The 5,556-nt window shown below is 45.7% G+C and carries 4 protein-coding genes; all 4 read left to right on the top strand.

Going from position 1 to position 5,556, the window contains the following annotated elements; all coding sequences use genetic code 11:
* Positions 1-19 precede the first annotated feature (19 nt).
* The 4 genes from ACMJ0U_RS01820 to ACMJ0U_RS01805 are packed head-to-tail and all read left to right on the top strand — an operon-like array spanning position 20 to position 5,549.
* On the top strand, positions 20-1,777 hold the full coding sequence (locus tag ACMJ0U_RS01820) for a V-type ATP synthase subunit A (RefSeq protein ID WP_417127803.1): 1,758 nt from the start codon (positions 20-22) through the stop codon (positions 1,775-1,777).
* Positions 1,778-1,801: 24 nt separating this feature from the next.
* The gene (locus ACMJ0U_RS01815) at positions 1,802-3,121 is read left to right on the top strand and encodes a V-type ATP synthase subunit B (protein WP_417127801.1); all 1,320 of its coding nucleotides are present in this window, start codon (positions 1,802-1,804) and stop codon (positions 3,119-3,121) included.
* Positions 3,122-3,138: 17 nt separating this feature from the next.
* On the top strand, positions 3,139-3,744 hold the full coding sequence (locus ACMJ0U_RS01810) for a V-type ATP synthase subunit D (RefSeq protein ID WP_417127800.1): 606 nt from the start codon (positions 3,139-3,141) through the stop codon (positions 3,742-3,744).
* The gene (locus ACMJ0U_RS01805) at positions 3,741-5,549 is read left to right on the top strand and encodes a V-type ATP synthase subunit I (RefSeq protein ID WP_417127799.1); all 1,809 of its coding nucleotides are present in this window, start codon (positions 3,741-3,743) and stop codon (positions 5,547-5,549) included. The genes ACMJ0U_RS01810 and ACMJ0U_RS01805 overlap by 4 nt, the downstream gene beginning before the upstream one ends.
* Positions 5,550-5,556 lie beyond the last annotated feature (7 nt).

The raw sequence follows: 5,556 nt of genomic DNA, 5'->3' as shown, positions 1-5,556 counted from the left end.
AGAGTAACAATAAAAGAGAATGGCAACACAAGGCACTGTTTTAGGCGTAATCGCCAATATGGTTACATTGACAGTCGACGGTCCGGTGGCACAGAATGAAATCTGCTACATCTCGACCGGAGGTGACCGCCTGATGGCCGAAGTAATCAAGGTGGTGGGAAAGAATGTGTATGTGCAGGTTTTTGAAAGTACACGTGGACTGAAAGTGGGTGCGGAAGCTGAGTTTACAGGTCACATGCTGGAAGTAACATTAGGACCTGGCATGCTTTCGAAGAATTATGACGGGTTGCAGAATGACCTCGATAAAATGGAGGGAGTATTTCTGAAACGTGGTCAGTATACTTATCCGTTGGATAAGGAAAGAAAATGGCTGTTCAAGCCTGTTGTAAAAGCGGGTGATGAAGTGGGGCCGTCTGCCTGGCTGGGAGAAGTGGAAGAAAACCATCAGCCGTTGAAAATCATGGTACCTTTCCAGTTACAGGGAACTTATAAAGTAAAGTCTATAGTAAAGGAAGGGGAATATACAATTGAAGATACCGTAGCTGTACTTACAGATGCAGAGGGTAATGACATCCCGGTGAATATGATTCAGAAATGGCCGGTGAAGAAAGCCATGACCAATTATAAGGAAAAACCGCGTCCCTACAAACTGCTGGAAACGGGTGTACGTGTGATTGATACAATGAACCCGATTGTAGAAGGTGGTACAGGATTTATTCCGGGACCGTTTGGTACGGGTAAGACGGTGCTTCAGCATGCCATCTCCAAACAGGCGGAAGCTGATATCGTAATTATCGCGGCTTGTGGTGAACGTGCCAATGAGGTGGTAGAAATCTTTACGGAGTTCCCGGAACTGGTGGACCCGCATACTGGACGTAAGTTGATGGAACGTACCATCATTGTGGCAAATACTTCTAACATGCCGGTTGCAGCTCGTGAGGCATCTGTGTATACTGCCATGACAATGGCAGAATTCTATCGTGCCATGGGGCTGAAAGTTCTGCTGATGGCCGACTCTACTTCACGTTGGGCACAGGCTTTGCGTGAAATGTCTAACCGTATGGAGGAACTTCCTGGACCGGATGCTTTCCCGATGGATATTTCAGCGATTATTTCTAACTTCTATGGCCGTGCAGGATATGTACACCTGAACAATGGATCGACGGGATCTATTACCTTTATCGGTACCGTATCACCTGCCGGAGGTAACTTGAAGGAACCGGTAACCGAAAATACGAAGAAAGTAGCCCGCTGTTTCTATGCCTTGGAACAGGAACGTGCCGACCGTAAACGTTACCCGGCTGTAAACCCGATTGATTCTTATTCTAAGTATCTGGAGTATCCTGAATTTGAAGCGTATATCACAGAGCATATCAATGCGGAATGGACGGGTAAGGTGACTGAACTGAAGACTCGTCTGTTGCGTGGTAAAGAAATTGCCGAACAGATTAACATCTTGGGTGATGACGGTGTGCCTGTAGAATATCACGTGATTTTCTGGAAGTCAGAATTGATTGACTTTGTCATTTTGCAGCAGGATGCCTTTGATGAAGTGGATGCAGTGACTCCGATGGAACGTCAGGAAGAAATCGTAAATATGGTGATTGATATTTGCCATACTGATTTCAGTTTTGATAATTTCGTGGAAGTAATGGACTTCTTCAAGAAGATGATCAATATCTGCAAGCAGATGAACTATGCACAGTTCCGTTCTCCGCAATATGTGGAATTCCAGAAACAGTTGCAGGAGCTGGTTGCCGAAAGAAAAGTAAAATAAGTGAAATCAATAAATGGGTAGAAAATGGCGACAAAAGCTTTTCAAAAAATATATACAAAGATTAGCCAGATAACCAAGGCTACCTGTTCGCTGAAAGCAACAGGAGTTGGTTATGACGAACTGGCTATGGTGAACGGCAAGCTGGCGCAGGTGGTGAAGATTGCCGGAGATGAAGTGACTCTGCAGGTGTTTGAAGGTACGGAAGGTATTCCGACCAATGCAGAGGTGGTATTCTTGGGCAAGTCTCCTACGCTGAATGTGAGTGACCAGCTGGCCGGACGTTTTTTCAATGCTTTCGGTGAACCGATTGATGGGGGACCGGAAGTAGAAGGTACTGAAGTCGAAATTGGTGGTCCGTCAGTGAATCCGGTACGTCGTAAACAGCCGTCTGAACTGATTGCTACGGGTATTGCCGGTATCGACTTGAACAATACGCTGGTATCCGGACAGAAGATTCCGTTCTTTGCAGACCCTGACCAGCCTTTTAACCAGGTAATGGCGAACGTAGCTCTGCGTGCAGAGACAGATAAGATTATTCTGGGAGGTATGGGTATGACAAACGATGACTACCTTTACTTTAAAAACGTATTCTCGAATGCCGGTGCGCTGGACCGTATCATCAGTTTTGTGAATACGACAGAAAATCCGCCGGTAGAACGTCTGTTGATTCCGGATATGGCATTGACAGCTGCCGAATATTTTGCCGTAGAGCATAACCAGAAGGTATTGGTATTGCTGACCGATATGACTTCGTATGCCGATGCGTTGGCTATCGTGTCTAACCGTATGGACCAGATTCCGTCGAAGGATTCTATGCCGGGTTCTTTGTATTCTGATTTGGCCAAGATTTACGAGAAAGCTGTACAGTTCCCGAGCGGTGGTTCTATTACCATCATTGCGGTGACTACTCTTTCCGGTGGTGATATCACTCATGCAGTTCCGGATAATACCGGTTACATCACAGAAGGTCAGCTCTTCTTGCGTCGTGACAGTGATATCGGTAAGGTAATTGTTGACCCGTTCCGTTCGTTGTCACGTTTGAAACAGCTGGTAAGTGGTAAGAAGACACGTAAGGATCATCCGCAGGTGATGAATGCGGCTGTACGTCTGTATGCCGATGCGGCGAATGCCAAGACGAAGATGGAAAACGGTTTCGACCTGACCAACTACGACGAACGTGCGCTGGCCTTTGCCAAGGATTATGCCAATCAGCTGCTGGCTATTGATGTGAACTTGAATACGACAGAAATGTTGGATGTAACCTGGGGCTTGTTCAGCAAATACTTCAAGCCGGAAGAAGTGAACATCAAGAAAGAGTTCGTAGATCAGTATTGGAAGAAATAAAATTATAAGACTTTAAAATGGCAATAAAATTTCAGTATAACAAGACCTCTTTGCAACAGCTTGAAAAGCAGCTGAAGGTCCGTGTGCGTACGCTCCCTATCATTAAGAATAAGGAGAGTGCCTTGCGCATGGAAGTGAAACGCTGCAAGGAAGAAGCTGCCGGACTGGAGGAACGACTGGAAACGCAAATCTCGTCATACGAGCACATGCATGCCCTTTGGAATGAGTTTGACGCTTCATTGGTAAGGGTGAAAGATGTGCATCTGGGTGTGCGGAAGATTGCGGGTGTCCGGGTTCCGTTGCTGGATGAGGTGGAGTTTGATATCCGGCCATTTAGTTTGTTCTGTAGCCCGAAGTGGTATGCCGACGGTATTCATTTATTGAAAAAACTTGCCCAGACTGCCATTGAAAGAGAGTTTGCTCTTGCCAAGTTGGATTTGCTGGAACATGCACGTAAGAAAACGACTCAGAAAGTAAACCTTTTTGAAAAAGTGCAGATTCCGGGTTATCAGGACGCTTTGCGGAAAATCAAACGTTTTATGGAAGATGAGGAGAACTTGTCAAAATCCTCTCAAAAGATTTTGAAGTCTATCCAGGAGAAAAGAAAGGAGGCGGAAGAATGATTGCAAAAATGACAAAAGTTACTTTTTTGGTATACCATAAAGAGTATGATTGCTTTTTGAAGAATATCCGTGACCTGGGAGTGGTGCATGTAGCTACAAAAGCACAGGGAGGTGCTGAGAATACGGCTTTGCAGGAAAGCATCCGTTTGTCTGCACGTTATGCTTCGGCCATCAAACTGCTGCAGGGTATGGAAACTGCTTCTGCTGAAGTGCGTGAAGGAGATGCGGTCAGAGGAGAGCAGGCCTTGAAGCAAACTGATGAGTTGCTGCAACAGTCGCAGCAGCTTACGCATCGTGTGCAGGCTGCCGAGAAAGAGTTGGCTGCGTTGGAACCATGGGGGAATTTTGAGCCACAAAATATATCCCGCTTGCGTAAAGCAGGCTATCAGGTGGGCTTTTATATTTGCTCCGAAAAGCAGTTTAAGCCGGAATGGGTAGACTTGTATCACGCAACAGTCATTAACCGGAGTGGCTCGAAGATGTATTTTGTCACTGTGACAAAAGGCGTGGTGTTGCCGGAACTGGAAGTAGAAACGGCTAAGTTGCCGGATAGTTCACTTTCAGCTTTACAAGCAAAGGTGTCTGATTTGAAAGCACAACAGGCAGCTCTTCAAGAAAAATTGAAAGACTTGGCTGCCACGGTGATTCCTGATTTGAAAGCTGCCCAGCATCAGGTACATTCTCAGATTGAATTCTCGAAAGTGGTACTCAGTACGGATGCTTTGGCCGACAATAAATTGATGTTGCTGGAAGGATGGATTCCTTCGGAACGTTTGCCGGAAATGACTGAATACCTTCATACACAGGAGGTGTATTATGAAATGGCTGCTCCGACACCGGAGGATGATGTGCCTATTCTGCTGGAAAACAAAGGCTTCTTCAGACTGTTTGAACCCATTATGCGTCTGTATATGCTGCCGAAATATAATGAACTGGACCTGACACCGTTCTTTGCTCCGTTCTTTATGTTGTTTTTCGGTCTCTGTCTGGGTGACTCCGGCTATGGCTTGTTCATGTTGTTGGCGGTGACCCTGTATCGTCTGTTTGCCAAGAAACTGAGCGCCTCAATGAAGCCCATTTTGACATTGGTGCAGATTTTAGGAGCTTCGACAATGGTTTGCGGTTTACTCACGGGTACATGCTTTGGATTTAATCTGTATGACATTCAGGTTCCTTTCTTCCAGACTTTAAAGGAAACCATTTCGCTGGACAACCAGCAAATGTTCAACCTTTCTCTGATTTTAGGAGGTGTGCAGATTATTTTTGGTATGATACTGAAGGCTGTAAACCAGACTATTCAGTTTGGTGTGAAGTATGCGATTGCGACTATTGGCTGGATTCTGATTCTGGTCAGCACGGCAGTGGCTTTTGCTGCTCCCGGACTGATGGCAATGGGAGGAACGGTACATCTGATATTATTGGCTATAGGAGGCTTGATGGCTTATCTGTATAACAGTCCTGACAAGAATATTTTTGTGAATATCGGTTTGGGATTGTGGGATAGCTACAATATGGCTACCGGTTTGTTGGGTGATATCCTGTCGTATGTCCGCCTGTTTGCCTTAGGACTTTCGGGTGGTATCCTGGCCAGTGTGTTTAACAGCTTGGCGGTAGGTATGAGCCCGGATAATGTGATTGCCGGTCCGATTGTGATGGTATTGATTTTTGTCATCGGCCATGCCATCAATATCTTTATGAACGTGTTGGGAGCCATGGTACATCCGATGCGTCTGACTTTCGTGGAATTTTTCAAGAACTCCGGTTATGAAGGAGGAGGAAAGGAATACAATCCTTTCAAGAATTAATAAAGTA

This window comes from Phocaeicola sp. (assembly GCF_048170425.1).
GTDB lineage: Bacteria > Bacteroidota > Bacteroidia > Bacteroidales > Bacteroidaceae > Phocaeicola.
Note: the sequence above shows the minus strand (reverse complement) of the source record. Positions and strands in the feature narration are given on the sequence as shown.

Coding starts and splice junctions, on each gene's coding strand:
- ACMJ0U_RS01810 (WP_417127800.1), top strand. CDS start 3,139: ATGGCAATAAAATTTCAGTATAACAAGACCTCTTTGCAACAGCTTGAA.
- ACMJ0U_RS01820 (WP_417127803.1), top strand. CDS start 20: ATGGCAACACAAGGCACTGTTTTAGGCGTAATCGCCAATATGGTTACA.
- ACMJ0U_RS01815 (WP_417127801.1), top strand. CDS start 1,802: ATGGCGACAAAAGCTTTTCAAAAAATATATACAAAGATTAGCCAGATA.
- ACMJ0U_RS01805 (WP_417127799.1), top strand. CDS start 3,741: ATGATTGCAAAAATGACAAAAGTTACTTTTTTGGTATACCATAAAGAG.